Here is a 17,394-nt window from a genome sequence, read left to right as displayed (position 1 = left end):
AAGAGGACCGGGGGCTCGGCGGCGGCGAAGTCTGTCTGAGGAAAGCGCAGACCTTCCGCCTCGCATGCTTGCCGGGGGCCGAGCCCCCCGAACCCCCCACGGTGTGTTGGTCGCGCTCCGCGGTGGCCGCGCTCCGGGTGGGTCGCACTCCGGGTGGTGGCGGTTGGTTCCTTGGCTGTGCGGGGCTTGCGTAGAAAGTTCTGGGTCGTTGACAACCCCTGGGGGTCGGGGTGGGTCTTGGTGGGTGTGACGACCGTTATGAAGCACCGACCGGGTGGGACGGCTCGCGGGGCGGAGCTGGAGTTTCGGGCTTTCGTCCAGGGGGTTGCCGCATCGCTGCACCGCACTGCCTATCTGCTGTGCGGGGACTGGTACCTGGCTGATGACCTTGTCCAAGAGGCTCTGGCACGGGCCTACAGCCATTGGGGCAAGGTCCAGCGGGCCGACAACCCGTCCGCTTACGTGCGGCGCATCCTGATCAACGAATCGCGACGTGGCTGGCGCCGGAATCGGCCGGCCGTGACTGCTCTGCCAGCAGCCGAAGGCAATGTTGCGGACCTGTCTGACCGGCGTGGTGGACCGGGCTGAGCTGGTGCAGGCGCTGCAGTCGCTGCCTGCTCGGCAGCGGGCGACCGTTGTCCTGCGGTTTCTTGAAGGGCTCAGCGAGCGGGAGACCGCCGAGACCCTCGGCTGCAGCGAGGGCACCGTCAAGAGCCAGACCAGCCGGGCGTTGATCAAACTCAAGTCCGCCCTGAACCGAGGAGACAACTGATCATGTCGTACGACACCGAGGAACGCCTCAGCGCCGCGATGCAGGACATCGCCGGCGACCGGCCGTACGCACCCGACCTGGACCGGATCGAGAACCGCGGTCGCAAGCTGCGGCACCGCCGGACGGCCTGGCGCCTGACCGGCGGCGCGACGTTCGCCGCCGCCGCGATCGCCGCGGTCGCCGTGGCCACCACCGGCTCCGGCACCCACGCGCCGGCGACCCAGCTCGCGGCCCCGAACCCGACCGCAACCAGCAGTGCGGCGGCCGAGACCCCCCTCGCCCAGTTGGTCGGCTACCTGACCACCGCGCCAAAGCCCGCCGGCGACGCGACGCTGCTGCGGCGTGACCAGGTGTATACGAACGGCCTCAAGGTCGACGTGTGGGACCTGCACGCCGACAACGGCGATTACTACTTCGCCAAGACCCGGGGCGCGCTCCCGGCGCAGGTGAAGGGCGGGCACAAGCAGGAGGACGAGGCCGGGCGGAAGAAGGCGGTCGCGGCGGCAAAGCTGGCGGCCCAGGGCAACCTGAATGACGCCCGCAAGCGGATGGCCCTCGCCTATCTGCCCAAGAACCCGAAGGTCAAGCCGACGATCGAGGCGCCCGGCGTCACGCCGCCGGGGCCGGTCAGCACGAAGCTTCCCAAGGACATCCAGGAACTCGCCAAGGTCAACAAGACTGACAACTGGGTCTGGACCAACTCGATGGACGCCCTGCGGGACGGCGCCGGCGACCCGCTCGTCCGGGCCGGTGTGCTGCGCCTGCTGGGCCAGATGCCGGAGATCACGGTGCGGAAGAGCACCATCGGTGCTCAGCCGGTGCTGGTTCTGACCGCGGGCCTGCCGGCCGCGGTCGGCAAGGAACGCCTGACCGTCAACGCCGACACCGGCCTGCCGATCAAGTACGCCGCCGACGACGTCGCGATCAACTACACGGTGACCCGGGAGACCATCGCGGACGTCGCCGACGGCAAGTTCTGAACTACTAGGACTGATGCGGGGGCCGGCCTCGTGGCCGGCCCCCGGTGGGTGGTCACCCGTCGGACTGCGTCGTCAGGAACCCTTGTAGCCGTCGTTGTCGGCCGGCTTCTCGTAGCCCGCGTCGGCGCCGTTGTCGTCGGCGGTGGCCGGCTTCGGCTTGTGGTGGTGGTGCGGCTTTGCCGGGACGTTGTTGACGATCACGACCGTGGTGTCGTTGTCGTCGTCATCGTCGTCGAAGAACAGGTCGTCATCGTCGTCGAGGAAGGGGAAGTCGTCATCGTCGTCGAGGAAGCCCGGGTTTCCGAAGAATGCGTGGCCGCCGAAACCGGGACCGCCGCAGAAACGGTGACGGCCACCGAAACCGGGACCGAATCCCGGACCGAATCCCGGGCCGAAACCGGGACCGAATCCGGGGCCGGCGCCGAAGCCGCCACACGGGCGGTGGTCAACGGCCGCCTGGGCCGCCGTGGCCGGCAGGAGGAGCGCACCAGCGGTAACCGCGGCGGCGAGGACAACCTTGGGCAAGATTGACATGCTGCAACTCATCTCATCTTGGCGAATGGACGATCACGCACGACCGTCCAGCCCACCAAACGATCATCAGTGGCCCAAGGTGCCCGTTTAATACCCCTCGTCACGCCAACGATAAGACGACGGTAGCTCTTTTGGTGTTAATCGGACGATTACCGCCCGGCCCGCGGCCCGGAACGATAGAAGCGCTCGGTTCAGTCACGAAACAGCTCTTGGTCGCGCTGCTCGATCGAGCTCGGTCGAGTGGTCGTCGGCTGAGCGTGCCGGGCGGCGAGGGCGAAGAGGGCGCGATAGCCGTGGTTGTAGCCGTCCCGGAATGACTGGTCCTGGTCCATGCTGTGCTTGTACCACTGATGGACCCGTCCGCCGCCGTAGGCACACAGCACTATTACCAACATGTAGGCAATGATCTGAAAGGCACTGTTATCAACGGTCGGCACTCGACTATTTTAAAGCACCGAACCACGGGGAGTAATGCCGCCCGAGGCGCCTGATTCAGAACTTTCGGGTTGCCCTTGTCAGCCGATCAGACCAGCGTTCTCGCGGTTTGCGGCGGGGCGGCACGATATGCAATAAAAGGGCGGCCCATCCCGGGTTCGCGGAGGATGGGCCACCCTTTGCGTCCGATTTAGCGAGGGAGGCATCGCATTCTCGGACGGTTCAGAAAAGTTCAGCTGCCGGCGCGTAGACGTTCCGTACGCCGCGGATAGGCCTTCGGCCGATCGGCCGGGGCGGCGCTACTGCGAACGTGCCGCCCGTGGTGCCGGGGTACGGTGTGTGCCGTCGGCGGGCCGCCGGCCGGATTTTCCCGAATCATCGTGCTGAGTACGGACAACGAGGCCGTTTCATATCCGCGGCGATACGCTTCGTCACGTTCTCGGCCGTCCTTGTGCCACTGATGGATCCGCCCGACGGCGTAACCGCTGGAAATGAGGATGCCGAGCGTGAGAGCGAGATAGAGATGGTAGTTTCCGGGCGCGATCATCGGTCACCTGCTATGTCATTCCGTATTCCGGTCCATGACTGAACCGGGGGTTCTCACGAGTCGTGACCGGAGAACCCCCGGCTGGTTCGCGTTGCGATTCAAGCCCCGCCGGCACTGCTGCCGGTTAAGGGTTTATCGGCCCGATCACTTTTCGCTAACCGCGTGTTGCGTGGTGAGAAACTCGCATTCGGCCACGCCGGATCTCGGTCGCGGGTCCGCCGTTGCCGACAATTGGGACGCCGGCGGCTGACCGATCGGCCGAGAGTGGCCGTGGGGTGTCATCCGCCGGCCGGCCATGCGGCCTCCAGCCCGGCGATGACCTGATCCTCGGCCACGTCCAGGTGGCTCGCGACCTCGCCGACCGTGGGCGATCGCCGAAGGCGCGCGTACAGCTCGCTCTCGGCGTTGGCGATCGCCAGTTGGAGCAGCGGGAACGGCGGCACGGATTCCGGCCACATCCGGAACCGCTCGCGCCGCAGACGTCGCAGAGCCCGGATGACCAGCGGCACGGCCAGGGAGATCAACTCGGGTCCGCGCGAACCGAGGCGGCGCTCGACGACGAGGATCACCTCGATGGCGGTCCGGACCATTCCTTCGTCGCTGTCCCCGGCCGCCACGAAGCGGGCCGCGAGCTGCTGGGCGAGCGGTCGCCAGCGCTCGCCGGCGCAGCCGGGTTCCCGACTGCGCCGATCATCGGTGAGGTCGACTTCTCGCATGGCTCGGCTTCCTCTCGCCGTTGGACCCTCACTCCGAACAACCGCGAGATATATACGTAGGCATTCGGCGGTACGCATCGTCGACCCGCACCGATCCTTCAGGCAGGTCCACCCATAAGCATTATTCCCAACGGCGTGAACACCTGCGGTGCGCCCATCGAAAGATCGGTATTCGATTGCCCGCACCCCGGCCGACGAGCGCGATCGCCCGTTCGGAATTCAGCGTTGCCGGTTCGGACGAGGGCACCCGTAGCCGGCCGATTCCACGGCGCTCGAATTTGACGCTGAAAGGCTGAATTTAATATGAACACGTTGATCGGCTTTGCCAATTTTGGGGGTTTTTGCCAGCATTCGCGCCGGGACGCGGACGCCTCCCACCACTCCCAGCCGAAAGGTCCACGCGCATGTACCCCGACGCCGGTACGACCGGTTCCGTGCAAGTTCTCCGCTTCGTGACCGGGGGGAGGTCCATCCGTGTCGCCTGAAAGCCTCCTCGTCCGGCGCGGCTGGCCGGCCCTCGCGCCGACCGGGGGAATCCTCGTCCTCGTGCTGGCCGTCGCGACGGGATACCTGCATCACTCGATCTCCGGCCCGGCCTTCCTCGTCGTCTGGTGGCTCGGCAACACCATGCTGCTGTTCTTCGTCCTCGCCTACCTCAGGAGCGGCAACGTACGCCGGCTGCCGATGGCGAGCGGCCGCATCGTCGCGATCGTTCCGGCCTACGAGCAGACCGCCGAGGATCTGGCGGCCTGCGTCCGGTCGATCCTCGATCAGCGCGGCGTCACGGTCGAGGAGGTGCACGTCGTCGACGACGGATCGACCCGTCAGCCGGTGAAACCGTTCTCGCATCCCCGGGTCCGCTGGCATCGCACGAAGAACGCCGGCGGGCACGCCGCCGCGGGCTACGTGCTCGACCGGCTCCAGCCGGACGACTGGGATTTCGTTCTGGTCGTCGACGCCGGTTGCGTGCTCGAGGAACGTTCGATCGCGCGTCAGCTCCGGGCGTTCTCCCGGCCCCGGGTGATGGCGACCGTCGGGAAGACGATCGCCCGCACCTCCCGGCCGACGCTGCTCACCCGGATCGCCGACCTGAACCTCGGCGTCTCCGCCGCCACACCGGTGGCGGGGAGATCACCGGCACGTCTTTTCAAGATCATTGCAGGGATGCCGGTCCTGTACCGCGCCCGAATCCCCTTCCAGCATCGGCGCCGCCATCTCGCCGGGGGCGGCAGCGACGACAGCTGCAAGTTGGCCGTCTTCGCCCTCGACCAGGGTGAGGTCGTGGGGGTGAGCGACGCACTCGCCTGGACCCCGGCGGCGGTCGGCGCGAGCACCGCCTACCGCCAGCGGCTGGCCTGGTCGGCTTCGTGGTGGCGCCTGGTCCGGCTCGCGTCGACCGGCGCCGACCGCGGCGGGATCTCCCGGCTGCTCGCGCTGATGCACCTGGTCGTCATTCCGGCGGCGAGCGCCGGCTCGGTCGCCGCGATCGCGACGAGCACCTGGTGGGCCGGCCCGCAATGGCCGGCGATCTTTCTCGGCGCGGCGTTCTACCTGCTCCTGCGGTACGCCGCGGCCGCACTGCACCTGATCGATCTGCCCGCGATGAACCGCCGGGAGAAGCTCCGCACCTGGCTTCTGCTCACTCCGGCCGAGGCGGTGGTCAACCTGGTGCTCGTCATCCCGATCCGGTATCTCGCCCTGATCGGGCTCTGGGTGCGCGGCCGGCGAGCCCGGCCCGGCCATCGTCCGGGGCCCTCGACCGTATCGGTGACGCCGCTCGGATCGGTCTACTACAGCGGCTACCTGCCCGACGGCAACGGATCATGACCGCTCGCCCCTGCTCGGAATCATGGAGGCCGTTGTGAGTGACAACCAGACGGTGGAGCGCGTCAAGGTCGCGCGCCATCACATCGCCATCGGCAGTGCTTCGGTCGTGATCCCGACGACGCCGGCGCCGGAGACACCGCCGGAGCCATCGGAGTCACCCGCGATGCCGGATGAAGCTCTTCAGGTGCTGGCGCTGGCCCAGCGCACGGCCGAGAACCACATCACCGCGGCGAACCGGCACGCGCTGACGGTCCGGTCCGAGGCCCAGACCTCGGCCGAGCAGATCCGGGCCGAGGCTCATGCGTACGCCGACCAGGTAAAGGCCGAGGCGGACCGGCTCGTTGACGAGGCGCGGGCCGCTTCCGAGCTGCTCAAACGCGACGCCGATGCGGAGGCCGACGAAATCCGGCGTCAGGCCGCGGCAGCACTGGCCGAGGCGCGCGCGGAGGCCGAACGGATCGTCGCGGACGGACGTGATCGGGCCGAGCAGTCCGATCTCCGGGCCCGGCACCGGTACGAGGACGCCGTCGGCAGCTTGGAGATCAAGCGGGAAGCGCTGCAGAAGCAGATCGAGACGCTGGTCGTCTTCGATGCCGACTACCGGCATCAACTCGCCTCGTTCATGCACACCCAGCTGCGCGTGCTGTGGGGGGAACGGTCCGAGGCGGCCGGGGAACACGAGGCTCGAGCACAACTGCCCGGCGGACCGGTGGGTTCGGCCGGGGAAGGCTGAGCGAGATCTCATTTTGTAGCGTCTGAACCGCGAAACCTCGCGGTTCAGACGCTTTCGCTGTTGATCGGGCGGTGGTCAGGCCCGCCGACGATGACGTCGCCGCAGGTCGATCTCTCGCCAGTTGTCCGGGATCTGCGCGATGAAGAAGGTCTGGACGGGATCGAGGACGCCGACGGATGCGAGCGTCTTCTGGTCACGGATCCACCTGCGGGTGTCCGTGCGCAGACGCTGCACCCGAGCGCGGGCGACGGGGTCCGACGGATCGCTGTACGGCTGATCGCTCTCGAGCATCTCCACTGCTGCCCGGTAGGCCGCTCGCCACCGAGCCGGCAGGGCAGTGTTGGTGCGTTCCAAGAGATTGTTGCTGTGTTCCATGGAGTTGGTTCCTCGTCGCGTTGTTGCCTGTCCGGTACTTCGGCCTTACCCCGCCCGAGGCCAGCCAGTCCGGTATGCACCTGATAAGTAGATATCCCCCGATGACCCCGTTGCCCGCAGCTCGTCGCCCGGGCTCCCCCTGATGCGCTGTCGGCTATAACCGGCTCGACGCCGCCGGCAATGATCGCCGGGACACCACACAGCCTTTTCCGGCGAAGCGACGGCGCCGTCGCGCACCGCAGGTGATCAAACTTCCGGTCCGCACCGCAATTCTGTTGTCCACAATGTACAGATCAGACAACGCGGCAGCGTGGCCAAATGGCCATTCGTTTGTCGGCATTCCATAAACATGCCAGAAGGGTCTGGGTACGTCACGAGGGCCCATTCCGGCCCTCCGCGCACCGCTATCAGCGGACCGGACCTAAGGCAATGGGGATCAAAAGCGGATATGCCACCATTCGAGTTAGGAACGACGAACAAGACCGCCGCCCGGCCAGCCATTGTCGGGATTTCGGCGCCGCCCGGACTCCGGATGGACGGTCCCACCTGGTGATCGGTCGACCGTCTCAACCATTCGCATTACATCGAACGAGTAGTCACGTAATTACGGAGAGCGAGAAGTGGCGACTAAGCGCGTTTAGCATGAACCGATCTCGTGTCTAACGTGAAACCGACCTAATGTTCTCAATGCCACCAAAACTGTCATCCGAACGGTCATCCGTCAGCGGTCATTCTGGCGACAACCGACGTAGCGCTAATCGGGTTTTCCCTTTCGAAATGCACGGCGGAAATACCGCATGAAAGGAATCGCGATGAAAAAGCTCACCCGAATCCTGACGATGGGTGGATTTGGTCTGCTCGCCGCCCTGGCAACCGCAGGGCCGGCTACCGCGGCGACCCCGAGCGGTAACCACGAGCCCAGGTCGGCAGCTGAACACCAGATCCACTGGCGGTCGGGCGAACAGGTCGTCGGCTATTACCGGACGCTGCAGGGTTGCGAACTCGCGGGCAACTTCGGCGAGCGGGTCGGTAACTGGGACGACCACAACTGCACCCCGGTCCACGTCGGCGTCCGGCGCGGTGCCTGGGCCCTGCAGGTCGCCAGTGATGACGACTGGGACCGCATCGGCTTCGGCGTGCCCTTCCGCGCCATCGGCGGTTTCCCGTCCCGGTTCCGGCCGTCTTGGCCGGGCGCCTTCCGGCCCGGCCCGGGTATCGGCTTCCCGCGTCCCGGCGTGGGCTTCCCCCGTCCGGGCGTGGGCTTCCCGCGTCCCGGTGTGGGCTTCCCGCGTCCCGGTGTAGGCATCCCGCCGCGTACCGGCACGGGCTTCCCGCGCACCGGCCCGGCCACGCAGACAGGCCCTCAGACCGGCCCGGTTCGGACCGGCCCCCAGACCGGCCCGGGCACTCAGACCGGCCCCGGCACTCAGACCGGCCCCGGCACCCAGACCGGCCCGGTTCGGACCGGTCCGATCCGCTGAATCGGTCCGGCCATCGGTCGCTGATTTTCGAGATTTAGCGCGCTGACAGCGGGCAGGCGAAAACCAGGAGGCATATAGCCGGAAGCCTTGCGACAAAACTTCATGGGGTCTAAGCGGTACCGCCGGGCTTTCTCTCGCCCGGCGGTACCGCTTTGTGTCAGTACTTACTGACTCATCGACCGTGGATGCGGCGGCGGCTCACCTCGGCAAGGGTGACCGCCGCCGCGACGCTTGCGTTCAACGACTCGACATCGGAGGCCATCGGGATGCTCACCCGCAGGTCACAGGTCTCGCCGACCAGGCGGGACAGACCGCGCCCCTCGGAACCCACCACCACCAGCAGCGGGCCGACCGCGGCCTCCAGCTGGTAGAGGTCGGTCTCGCCGTCGGCGTCGAGGCCGATCGCGGTGAAGCCTTCCTTTTGCGCGGTCTTGATGGCCCGGGTCAGGTTGACCACCTGGGACACCGGGACCCGAGCCGCGGCGCCGGCGCTGGTGCGCCAGGCCGTGGCGGTGATGCCGGCCGCGCGGCGCTCGGTCATGAACACGCCGTGACCGCCGAAGGCGGCCACCGAGCGGATCACCGCGCCGAGGTTGCGCGGGTCGGTGATGCCGTCGAGGGCGACCAGCAGCGGAGCGGTCTGTTCGAGAGCGGCGGCGACCAGGTCGTCGAAGTTCTCGTACGCGAACGGCGGCACCTGCAGGCCGATGCCCTGGTGCAGCACCCCGCCGGTCATCCGGTCGAGCTCGTGCCGGCCGATCTCCAGAATCGGGATGCCCCGGTCCCCGGCAGTCCGGACGATCTCGGTGACCCGCTCGTCGATGTCGATGCCCTGCGCGATGTAGAGCGCCGTGGCCGGCACCAGCGCGCGCAGCGCCTCGACCACCGGGTTGCGGCCGAGCAGCAGCTCCGGCCCCTCCTTGGTGGGGTTGGAACGGCGGCCCGGAGCGATCCGGGGGCCGCTGCGGAACTGGCCGCCCCGGCCACCGCGCTGCGGGGCGGGACGACCGGTGCCCCGGCCACCGCCGCGACCCCAGGTGGTGTCCTTGCTGCCGGGCGTACCGATCTTGGGCGCACGGCCCTCGGCGGCCGCGGCGCGGCGTTCCTTGTCCTGCTTGCGGGCGGTCTTCTCGGGGAGTTTCTCGCTGCCCGAGTAGCCCTTGTGCCAGGGACGTTCGTCGGCGGGCAGGGTCTTGCCCCGGCCCTTCAGGGTGTCCCGGTTCTTGCCTCCGGAACCTTTGACCGCGCCCTTCTTGGACACGACCCGCTTGCTTACGTTGCGGGAGTTACCCGGCATCAGTGCTCTCCTACCGTCCAGCGCGGCCCGGCCGGAGTGTCCTCCACCTGAATTCCCGCGTTCTTGAGCTGATCACGGACCGAGTCGGCGGCCGACCAGTCCTTCCGTGCCCGCGCCTGCGCCCGCTGTTCGAGCGCGAGCTTCACCAGGGAGTCGACCACGGGCTTGAGGTCGCTGGTGGTGGTGCCGCCGGTCCACGCCGCGTCGAGCGGATCGAGGCCGAGGACCCCGAGCATCGCGCGGACGGCGGTGAGCGCGCCCCGGATGCCGGCTTCCTCGCCGGCCGCGAGAGCGGTGTTGCCCTCGCGGATCGTGTCGTGCACGACGGCCAGCGCGGCCGACGTGTTGAGGTCGTCGTTCATGGCGGCGGCGAACTGCGGCGGGACGTCCTTGGGACGGCCCGGCCCGACGATCTCGGCGGCCCGCTGCACGAATCCCTCGATCCGGCGGTAGGCGACCGCGGCCTCGCGCAGCGCGTCGTCGGAGTAATCGATCCGGGAGCGATAATGCGGGGTGCCCAGGTAGTAACGCAACTCGACCAGGCGGATGCCCATCGCCTGCACCGCCGCCACATCGATCACGTTGCCCAGCGATTTGCTCATCTTGGCCTCGCCGAGGTTGAGCAGCGCGTGGTGCACCCAGTAACGCGCGAACGGCAGACCGGCCGAGCGGGACTGGGCGATCTCGTTCTCGTGGTGCGGGAAGGTCAGGTCGAGGCCGCCGCCGTGGATGTCGAACTCGTCGCCGAGGTAGCGCCGGGCCATCGCGGAGCACTCGATGTGCCAGCCGGGCCGGCCGCGACCCCACGGCGACGGCCAGGTGGCGTCGGCCGGTTCGTCGGACTTGGCGCCCTTCCAGAGGGCGAAGTCACGATAATCCCGTTTGTCGGGCTCGCCGCCGTCGGTGGGCGGGCGCATGTCATCCGGGTTCTGCCCGGACAGCGCGCCGTACTCCCGATAGGACGGGACATCGAAGTAGACGTCACCGTTGCCACCCGCCGCCGGATAGGCGTGACCCAGCGCGATCAACGCCGCGATCAGCTCGTGCATCTCCGGGATGTGACCGGTGGCGAGCGGCTCGTAGGTGGGCGGGATGACGTTGAGGTCGCGGTAGTTGGCGTCGAGAACCAGCCGGTTCGCGTGCGCGATCGCCCAGAACGGCCGCCCGGCGGACGCTTTGTCCAGGATCTTGTCGTCGACGTCGGTGATGTTCCGGATGAAGGTGACTTCGTGGTTGGTGTGCAGCAGCCAGCGCCGCAACACGTCGTAGTTCACCGCGGAGCGCAGATGCCCGATGTGCGGCGTGGACTGCACGGTGAGACCACACAGGTAGATCCCGACCTGACCGGGCGTCTTCGGGACGAAGTCCCGGACGGATCGGGTCGCAGTGTCGTACAAGCGCAGCGTCACCGTACAAGGGTAGCGACAACGGTCACGGACGGGTCATGCGGAGCACGTCGAGGGCCTCGTCGAGCTGCTTCTCGGTGAGCTTGCCGGAGTCGAGGTGGCCGCGTTCGATCACCACCTCGCGGATGGTGCGCCCGGTGGCCAGCGCCGATTTGGCGATGGCGGCGGCCTCGTCGTAGCCGAGGTACCGGTTGAGCGGGGTGACGATCGACGGTGATCCCTCCGCGTACCCCAGAGCGACCTCGACGTTCGGCTCCAGGCCGGCCACGCAGCGGTCGGCCAGCAGCCGGGCGACGTTGGCCAGCAGCCGGATCGACTCGAGCACGTTGCGGGCCATCACCGGGAGCATGACGTTGAGCTCGAAGTCGCCCTGGGTGCCGGCGAAGGCCACCGTCGCGTCGTTGCCGATCACCTGGGCGCAGACCTGCCGGACCGCCTCGGGCACGACCGGGTTCACCTTGCCCGGCATGATCGACGACCCGGGCTGCAGGTCGGGCAGGCGCAGCTCGCGCAGGCCGGCGCGCGGCCCGGAACCCATCCAGCGGATGTCGTTGACGATCTTGTAAAGGCCCACCGCGATCGTCCGGAGCTGCCCGGACGCCTCGACCAGCCCGTCCCGCGCGCCCTGCGCCTCGAAGTGGTTGCGGGCCTCGGTCACCGGCAGGCCGGTGGTCTCCCGCAGTTTCTCGATCACGGCGGCGGCGAACCCGGGCGGGGTGTTCACGCCGGTGCCGACCGCGGTGCCGCCCAACGGCAGTTCGGCCAGGCGGGGCAGCGTGGCGTTCAGCCGTTCGATGCCGTTGGCCACCTGCTGGGCGTACCCGGAAAATTCTTGACCGAGAGTGACCGGCGTGGCGTCCATCAGGTGGGTCCGCCCGCTCTTGACCACCGTCGCCCACTCCTCCGCCTTGGCGGAGAGGGCGGCGGCGAGATGCTCGAGGGCCGGGATCAGGGTGGCCACGACCGCCTCGGTCGCGGCCAGGTGGATCGACGACGGGAAGACGTCGTTGCTCGACTGCGACGCGTTGACGTGGTCGTTCGGGTGCACCGGACGGCCCAGCTCGCGCTCGGCGAGGGTGGCGATGACCTCGTTGGCGTTCATGTTCGACGAGGTGCCCGACCCGGTCTGGAACACGTCGATCGGGAATTCGTCCTCATAACCCCCGGCGGCGACATGCGCCGCTGCCTTCGCTATCGCTTCGGCGATTTCCCCATCGAGTACGCCGAGGGCGGCATTCACCTGCGCGGCCGCCCCCTTGATCTGCGCGAGGGCGACGATGTGCGCCGGTTCCAGTCCCCGCCCCGAGATCGGGAAGTTCTCCACGGCCCGCTGGGTCTGCGCTCGCCACAGGGCGTCGGCCGGCACCCGGACCTCGCCCATCGTGTCCCGCTCTACGCGATAGCCACTCTGCTCGGTAGTCACCCCACCATCGTCTCTCGGCGTGGCCGCGGCCGCAGATGATCCGCGCCACCCGGACGTCGCCCGGGTGGGCTGTTCGTATCACGATGATCACTCTCGGTTGGACGAGTCGCGAACCGGAACGTACCGTCGAGCGGGTTCGGACGTCCCCGACGAGAAGGATTCTGCATGCGACGCGCCATCCTGGCCGTGATCGCCGGTGCCGTGGTACTGGCCGGCTCCGCCTGCGACAGCGACGCACCCGCTGCTCCCGAGGCGGCCGCCCAGTCGGCCGCGCCGACCGCCGCCGCCAGCACGTCGGCCCCGGACTACTCGGCGAGCACCAAGCTGGTGTGCACCAAGCTGCAGACGCTCTACACCGCCGAACTGCGCAGTTTCGGGACGGCGATGGGCAAGATGGTCACCTACAAGGAGGCCAAGCAGACGGCGGAGGCGGACAAGGCCGAGGCGGCGGCAGCGGCCCAGCTGAAGGCCGCGGCCACCAAGATCCGCAAGGAGACCGCATCGGCTCAGGACCCGGACTTCATCGCGGCCGGCAAGGTCTCCGCCTCGAAACTGGAGTCCAGCGCCGCCGATCGCCGCTATTTCGACAAGGTGAAAACCCTCACCGACCTCAACAAGACGGTCGAGGCCCAGTTCACCGAGTGGCTGAACCCGGTGGCCGGTTACTGCACCACGCCGTAACCATCCACTGTCGCCGGTGGAGCGTCTAGGATCCTCGGCGTGTTACGTCCAGGAGCCCTGCTCCGCCTCGGTGCCGTCCTGTCCGTCCCGGTCGTCCTGACCGTCATCGCGATCAATCCGGCCGACGCGGCCAGTTCCGGCGTCGCGTCGGTGGCCGGCACGACGGTGCAGTACAAGGCTGGTCCGGGCCGCATCAACCAGGTCGTGATGACGCGCTCCGGTAACACGATCACCGTTGACGACCGGGTGACGGTGCGGGCCGGGATCGGCTGCAAGGCGGTCTCCGGCGATGCCACCAAGGTGCGCTGCACCACGAGCCGCACCCCGGCCCGAGTCACCGTCTACCTGTCCGACGGCAACGACTCGGTACAGGACAGCGCGGCTCTGCCGATGACCGCGTACGCCGGCAGCGGCAACGACCGGGTCCTGGGCGGCACGGCCGGCGACAGCCTGTACGGCGAGGCCGGCGACGACGCGATCTGGGGCGGCGACGGCAACGACGTGGTTTACGGCGGTGCCGGCAACGACAGCATCAACACCGGCGCCGGCAACGACTACCCGCGCGGTGACGACGGCAACGACACCATCAGCGCCGGCGACGGCCACGATCGGGTCTGGCTGGGCAACGGCAACGACCGGGCCGCCACCGGCACCGGCAACGACTTCGTGTACGGCGACGCCGGCCACGACACCATCGACGTGGGCGCCGGCAACGACCAGGTGGCGGCCGGGACCGGCAACGACACCGTCCTCGGCCAGGACGGCCACGACCAACTGACCGGCGACGCCGGCGACGACCGGATCTGGGGCGCGGCCGGCAACGACACCACGGACGGTTCGGCCGGCAACGACTACCTGAGCGGTGGTGCCGGCAACGACGACGTGTACGGCCACGACGGCACCGACACGCTCTACGGCGGCCCGGGTAACAACGACCTCGGCGGCGGCCTGGGCAACGACAAGGAGTACGGCGGGCCGGACTACGACGAGTTCTGGCAGAACGATGACTACCGGGCCGGGGTGGCCGACGCGGACCTGATCGTCGGTGGCGGCGGCCACGATCTGCTCACCTACGCTCTGCGCACCCAGCCGGTCACCGTGGACGCCGACGGGATCAGCGGCGACGACGGCCAGGCCGGCGAGCACGACACGGTCGACGCCGCGTTCCGTGGCGGTTTCGGCGGCGGCAGCGCCGCCGACACCCTGTACGCACCGCCCGGCGGTGCCACGCTGACGGGCGGCGCCGGCAACGACACGCTGGTGGGCAGCGACGGCGACGACAGCCTGGCCGGCGGACCCGGCCGCGACCACCTCGACGGTGGCGCCGGCGACGACACGCTGTCCGGGGAGACGTACTTGTCCGGCGAGCAGTTCTCGGTCGATGCCGACGTGTTCGTCGGCGGCGACGGCCGTGACCTGGTCAGCTACGGCGAGCACGACCGGCCGGTCACCGTCGACCTGGACGCGGAGGCGGGCGACGACGGCGCGGCCGGCGAGGGCGACACGATCGGCGTCGACGTGGAAGACCTGGCCGGCACCCGGTTCACCGACTCCCTGACCGGCAGCGCGGCCGACAACCGGATCTACGGGCAAGGCGGCGACGACGTCATCCACGGCCTGGGCGGCGACGACTCGCTCACCGCCGGGCTCGGTCACGCCAAGCTCTACGGCGAGGCGGGCGACGACCTGCTGTACGGCTCGGGTCAGACCGGCGTCGGCGTGCTGCTGGACGGTGGGATCCACTGGTCGGCCGGCGACAGCTGCGCCGTGGGCCGGGCCGACGAGGTCGTCGACTGCGAGACCATCTGGCAGTACTGATCAGGCCAGCCCGGGGAGGAGGCGAGACCACGCCTCCTCGCCGGCGCCGGCGATCGGGCCGTCGTCACCCAGGGCCGCCGGCCGGACCGGTGGCGGGGACGCCCGGTGGACGCTCATGAGGCCGGCCCGGTAGGCGGCGTCCAGCTCGGCGGGCGCTGCCGCGAGCAGGTCCACCCCGATGCCGCCCAGCGTGACCAGGTCGGCGTCGAGCCCGTTGACCAGCCCGGCGATGCCGCGGCCCAGGGCGGCGGCCACCTGCCGGACGGCGGCCCGTTCGGCCGGCGAGTCGGCGGCGATGACCCGGCGGGCGTAGGTCACCGGGTCGGGCGGGGCCGGCCGGCCGAGCAGGCGGGCGAGCGCGGTGCCGTCGACCGCCGTGCCCCAGCAGCCCCGGGCCCCGCACGGGCAGTCGATCGACGGGTCGCCGAACGGCATGTGCCCGAACTCGCCGCCCGCGCCCCGGGCCCCCACCAGCACCTTGCCGTGGTCAACCACGGCACCGCCCAGGCCGCCCTCGATCCGCAGGTGCAGGGCCACGGTGGCGCCGAGGGCCGCGCCCCGGGCCGTCTCGGCCGCCGCGGCCAGCGTCGCGTCGTTCCCGGCCACGAACACCGGGCCGGCCCACAGGGCGGTCAGGTCGGCGTCGTGCCAGCCCGAGGTGCTCGCGTCCAGGCGCAGCTCCGGTGACACCGTGCCGGGCACCGAGACACCCATGGCGCGCAGGCGATCACCATACGCCGTAAGCAGTTCACCGACCGCGGCCGTGACGGCCGCCGCGACCGCATCCCACCCGCCGCCGTCGTGCAGGCCGCCCACCGAGGTCAGGGTGTTGCCGCCCAGCTCGACCACGTCGATCCGCCAGGCCTCGTGGGTGATCGCGGCCGCGAGCACCAGCGGCCCGGACGGGTGCGGCACCAGCTGCATGGTCGGCCGGCCACGGCTGCCGCTCGGCGCGGCCGGAGCCTCGGCCAGCAGCGACGCCTGGACGAGCCGGGCCACGATCTCGGTGGCGGCGCCGGTGCCCACGCCGAGCAGGCGGGCGGCCTCGGCCCGGGTCACTCCCGGGCGGGCGTGGGCCACCCGGAGCAGCTCGGTTGAGCGCGTCGTCACAGCCAGACCTCCTCCTTTTACTCTGATCAAGAGCTTATTCTGCCAACGTGTCCATGAACCGCCCGGCGCTGGCCGTCCTAGGGGCCTCCGCCTTCTGCTTCGTCACCGCCGAGACCCTGCCGGTCGGGTTGCTCCCGCAGATCTCCCAAGGTCTGCACGTGGACGAGGCCGACGTCGGTCTGCTGCTGACCAGCTACGCAGTTGTAGCGGCTCTGAGCACGATCCCGCTGACCGCGCTCACCATGCGGATTCCACGGCACGTACTGATCGCGGTCACCATGGCGATCTTCGTGGTCTCCCAGGCCGCGGCGACGTTCGCGCCCAACTTCCTGGTGCTCGGCGGGACCCGGCTGATCTGCGCGCTCGCCCACGGTGTGTTCTGGTCGATCATCGGGCCGATCACCGCCCGGCTCGCGCCGCCCGGCCAGGCCGGGCGGGCCACCGCGCTGGTCTTCGTCGGCAACTCGCTGGCCATCGTGGCCGGCGTGCCGATCGGCACCGCTGTCGGGCAGTGGCTGGGCTGGCGGGTGGCGGTCGGCACGATGGCCGTCGGCGCGGCGATCTGCCTGGTGCTCCTGATGAGGTTCCTGCCGAAGCTCGACCCGCTCCCGCACGACCGCGAGACCCGGCTCGGCACCCAGCTGCGCGCCTCCGTAGCGATCATCCGCGACCGGAAGGTGGCGCTGCTCTGCGCGATCACCGGTCTCCTCGTGATCGGCCACTTCGCGGCCTACACCTACATCGCCCCGCTGGCCCGCCGCGACGGCGGGCTGGAGGGCGTCGGCCTGAGTGCGTTGCTTCTGGGGTACGGGGCGGCCGCGCTCGTCGCCGGATACGCGGTCGGCCGGTTCGTCGACCGCCGGCCGGGCCCCGCGTTGACGGTGCTGCTCGGGGTCATGGCGGTGTCGGTGGCCGCGCTCGCCCCGGTGCTCGGCCCGGTGCCGACCGTGCTGGCCACCTTGCTGTGGGGCGGGGCGTTCTGCGCCATCCCGGTGTGCCTGGCCGCGACCGTGCTGCGGATCGCGCCGCGGGCCCGGGACGCGGCCAGCGCCGTCTACGTCGTGTCGTTCCAGATCGGCATCGGCGGCGGCGCGTTCGTCGGCGAGCGCCTCACCTCGGCCGGTTACCTGGGCGCGCTGCCGCTGCTCGCCGCGGGCTTCGCGGTGATCGCGCTGGCCCTGGTGGTGCCGGCCCGGGAATTGTTCCCGAGCCGGCTCGAAGCGCCCGCCGTCGAACTGGCCGGCGGTCCGCGACACTGA

The 17,394-nt window shown here is 69.5% G+C and carries 17 protein-coding genes; 9 read left to right on the top strand and 8 right to left on the bottom strand.

Going from position 1 to position 17,394, the window contains the following annotated elements; genetic code table 11:
* The first annotated feature begins 258 nt into the window (after window positions 1-258).
* From Ato02nite_RS51875 to Ato02nite_RS26425, 3 genes are read left to right on the top strand one after another with little or no spacing between them, the layout of a single operon-like run.
* Window positions 259-588 carry a sigma factor gene (locus Ato02nite_RS51875; protein WP_246607445.1) on the top strand — a complete coding sequence of 110 codons (330 nt, stop codon included), beginning with the start codon at window positions 259-261 and terminating at the stop codon, window positions 586-588.
* Window positions 548-772 carry a sigma-70 family RNA polymerase sigma factor gene (locus tag Ato02nite_RS51870; protein WP_246607434.1) on the top strand — a complete coding sequence of 75 codons (225 nt, stop codon included), beginning with the start codon at window positions 548-550 and terminating at the stop codon, window positions 770-772. The genes Ato02nite_RS51875 and Ato02nite_RS51870 overlap by 41 nt, the downstream gene beginning before the upstream one ends.
* A gap of 2 nt (window positions 773-774) precedes the next feature.
* Window positions 775-1,752: a hypothetical protein gene (locus tag Ato02nite_RS26425; protein ID WP_213009326.1), complete on the top strand. Its 978-nt coding sequence runs from the start codon at window positions 775-777 to the stop codon at window positions 1,750-1,752.
* Window positions 1,753-1,824: 72 nt separating this feature from the next.
* Here Ato02nite_RS26425 and Ato02nite_RS26420 read toward each other — a convergent pair whose 3' ends face one another.
* The 3 genes from Ato02nite_RS26420 to Ato02nite_RS26410 all read right to left on the bottom strand — a co-directional run bounded on the left by Ato02nite_RS26420 (window position 1,825) and on the right by Ato02nite_RS26410 (window position 3,984).
* Window positions 1,825-2,277: a hypothetical protein gene (locus Ato02nite_RS26420; RefSeq protein ID WP_213009325.1), complete on the bottom strand. Its 453-nt coding sequence runs from the start codon at window positions 2,275-2,277 to the stop codon at window positions 1,825-1,827.
* A 200-nt stretch (window positions 2,278-2,477) separates the two neighbouring features.
* Window positions 2,478-2,723: a hypothetical protein gene (locus tag Ato02nite_RS26415; protein ID WP_213009324.1), complete on the bottom strand. Its 246-nt coding sequence runs from the start codon at window positions 2,721-2,723 to the stop codon at window positions 2,478-2,480.
* 823 nt (window positions 2,724-3,546) lie between these two features.
* Window positions 3,547-3,984, bottom strand: a complete 438-nt coding sequence (locus Ato02nite_RS26410) for a sigma-70 domain-containing protein (RefSeq protein WP_213009323.1) — start codon at window positions 3,982-3,984, stop codon at window positions 3,547-3,549.
* Between the two features lie 474 nt (window positions 3,985-4,458).
* Between Ato02nite_RS26410 and Ato02nite_RS26405 the strand changes: the two genes are divergently transcribed.
* Together Ato02nite_RS26405 and Ato02nite_RS26400 are read left to right on the top strand one after the other, a co-directional pair.
* The gene (locus tag Ato02nite_RS26405; RefSeq protein WP_213009322.1) at window positions 4,459-5,811 is read left to right on the top strand and encodes a glycosyltransferase; all 1,353 of its coding nucleotides are present in this window, start codon (window positions 4,459-4,461) and stop codon (window positions 5,809-5,811) included.
* Window positions 5,812-5,845: 34 nt separating this feature from the next.
* Window positions 5,846-6,544, top strand: coding sequence for an SPFH domain-containing protein (locus Ato02nite_RS26400; RefSeq protein ID WP_213009321.1), 699 nt, complete (start codon window positions 5,846-5,848; stop codon window positions 6,542-6,544).
* A gap of 75 nt (window positions 6,545-6,619) precedes the next feature.
* Here the strand turns inward: Ato02nite_RS26400 and Ato02nite_RS26395 are convergent, their stop codons facing one another.
* Window positions 6,620-6,919, bottom strand: coding sequence for a hypothetical protein (locus Ato02nite_RS26395; protein ID WP_213009320.1), 300 nt, complete (start codon window positions 6,917-6,919; stop codon window positions 6,620-6,622).
* Between the two features lie 812 nt (window positions 6,920-7,731).
* Here Ato02nite_RS26395 and Ato02nite_RS26390 point away from each other — a divergent pair.
* Window positions 7,732-8,400, top strand: a complete 669-nt coding sequence (locus Ato02nite_RS26390) for a hypothetical protein (protein WP_213009319.1) — start codon at window positions 7,732-7,734, stop codon at window positions 8,398-8,400.
* A 172-nt stretch (window positions 8,401-8,572) separates the two neighbouring features.
* Here Ato02nite_RS26390 and rlmB read toward each other — a convergent pair whose 3' ends face one another.
* Genes rlmB through Ato02nite_RS26375 form a run of 3 tightly spaced genes read right to left on the bottom strand, consistent with a single transcriptional unit; the run spans window position 8,573 to window position 12,526 of the window.
* Window positions 8,573-9,697: a 23S rRNA (guanosine(2251)-2'-O)-methyltransferase RlmB gene (rlmB, locus tag Ato02nite_RS26385; RefSeq protein WP_213009318.1), complete on the bottom strand. Its 1,125-nt coding sequence runs from the start codon at window positions 9,695-9,697 to the stop codon at window positions 8,573-8,575.
* A complete protein-coding gene (cysS, locus tag Ato02nite_RS26380; RefSeq protein ID WP_213009317.1) occupies window positions 9,697-11,106 on the bottom strand; it encodes a cysteine--tRNA ligase in 1,410 nt (469 codons plus the stop codon). The genes rlmB and cysS overlap by 1 nt, the downstream gene beginning before the upstream one ends.
* A 22-nt stretch (window positions 11,107-11,128) precedes the next feature.
* Entirely contained in the window at window positions 11,129-12,526 is a 1,398-nt protein-coding gene (locus Ato02nite_RS26375) for a class II fumarate hydratase (protein ID WP_213009316.1), read from the bottom strand.
* Between the two features lie 165 nt (window positions 12,527-12,691).
* On the opposite strand from Ato02nite_RS26375, the gene Ato02nite_RS26370 reads away from it, so the two are divergent.
* Window positions 12,692-13,207: a hypothetical protein gene (locus Ato02nite_RS26370; RefSeq protein WP_213009315.1), complete on the top strand. Its 516-nt coding sequence runs from the start codon at window positions 12,692-12,694 to the stop codon at window positions 13,205-13,207.
* Between the two features lie 39 nt (window positions 13,208-13,246).
* Window positions 13,247-15,025: a calcium-binding protein gene (locus Ato02nite_RS26365; protein ID WP_213009314.1), complete on the top strand. Its 1,779-nt coding sequence runs from the start codon at window positions 13,247-13,249 to the stop codon at window positions 15,023-15,025.
* On the opposite strand, the gene Ato02nite_RS26360 is transcribed toward Ato02nite_RS26365, so the two are convergent.
* Window positions 15,026-16,135 carry an ROK family protein gene (locus Ato02nite_RS26360; RefSeq protein ID WP_213009313.1) on the bottom strand — a complete coding sequence of 370 codons (1,110 nt, stop codon included), beginning with the start codon at window positions 16,133-16,135 and terminating at the stop codon, window positions 15,026-15,028. It abuts the gene before it with no gap.
* A gap of 53 nt (window positions 16,136-16,188) precedes the next feature.
* On the opposite strand from Ato02nite_RS26360, the gene Ato02nite_RS26355 reads away from it, so the two are divergent.
* Window positions 16,189-17,394 (top strand): MFS transporter, encoded by a 1,206-nt coding sequence (locus Ato02nite_RS26355; protein ID WP_213009414.1) that lies wholly within the window; start codon window positions 16,189-16,191, stop codon window positions 17,392-17,394.

This window comes from Paractinoplanes toevensis (genome assembly GCF_018332695.1).
Taxonomy (GTDB): domain Bacteria; phylum Actinomycetota; class Actinomycetes; order Mycobacteriales; family Micromonosporaceae; genus Actinoplanes; species Actinoplanes toevensis.
The sequence above is the reverse complement of the archived record's forward strand: the minus strand, read 5'-3'. Positions and strand labels throughout refer to the sequence as shown.

Coding starts and splice junctions, on each gene's coding strand:
- Ato02nite_RS26355 (WP_213009414.1), top strand. CDS start 16,189: ATGAACCGCCCGGCGCTGGCCGTCCTAGGGGCCTCCGCCTTCTGCTTC.
- Ato02nite_RS26390 (WP_213009319.1), top strand. CDS start 7,732: ATGAAAAAGCTCACCCGAATCCTGACGATGGGTGGATTTGGTCTGCTC.
- Ato02nite_RS26395 (WP_213009320.1), bottom strand. CDS start 6,919: ATGGAACACAGCAACAATCTCTTGGAACGCACCAACACTGCCCTGCCG.
- rlmB (WP_213009318.1), bottom strand. CDS start 9,697: ATGCCGGGTAACTCCCGCAACGTAAGCAAGCGGGTCGTGTCCAAGAAG.
- Ato02nite_RS51875 (WP_246607445.1), top strand. CDS start 259: ATGAAGCACCGACCGGGTGGGACGGCTCGCGGGGCGGAGCTGGAGTTT.
- Ato02nite_RS26370 (WP_213009315.1), top strand. CDS start 12,692: ATGCGACGCGCCATCCTGGCCGTGATCGCCGGTGCCGTGGTACTGGCC.
- Ato02nite_RS26410 (WP_213009323.1), bottom strand. CDS start 3,984: ATGCGAGAAGTCGACCTCACCGATGATCGGCGCAGTCGGGAACCCGGC.
- Ato02nite_RS26425 (WP_213009326.1), top strand. CDS start 775: ATGTCGTACGACACCGAGGAACGCCTCAGCGCCGCGATGCAGGACATC.
- Ato02nite_RS51870 (WP_246607434.1), top strand. CDS start 548: ATGTTGCGGACCTGTCTGACCGGCGTGGTGGACCGGGCTGAGCTGGTG.